The following is a 347-nucleotide window of genomic DNA, read 5'->3' as shown; positions in this document are numbered from 1 at the left end:
AACGATTATGAAGATATTAAAGTTCAAATTGCTGAAAGATTTTGCAAGGAAACATCCTGATGCAGCAGATCCGCTCATGCGTTGGGCAGAGTTTGTTGAAAAGACAGAATGGAAAAGCCATGCAGAATTAAAGCAAGCATTTCCTTCGGCAGATTATGTCGGGAATGACAGATATGTCTTCAACATATCAGGCAATAAATTTAGGCTTGTAACTATCGTTGTGTTCTTTCAAGGATTTCTACATATTAGATTTGTTGGAACTCATGCTGAATATGACAAGATTAAGGATATTAAAAATATATAACTATGACTATTAAAGACGAAAAAACATATAATGAAATTGAAGA

The 347-nt window shown here is 33.4% G+C and carries 1 protein-coding gene; it reads left to right on the top strand.

What is annotated here, in order from left to right:
* A partial coding sequence (locus KSW37_RS15905) for a type II toxin-antitoxin system HigB family toxin (protein ID WP_367397528.1) occupies positions 1 to 304 on the top strand: 304 nt, incomplete at its 5' end.
* Positions 305 to 347: the final 43 nt, after the last annotated feature.

Origin of the sequence: Segatella copri (assembly GCF_019127135.1) — a bacterium.
GTDB lineage: Bacteria > Bacteroidota > Bacteroidia > Bacteroidales > Bacteroidaceae > Prevotella.
The sequence above is the reverse complement of the archived record's forward strand: the minus strand, read 5'-3'. Positions and strand labels throughout refer to the sequence as shown.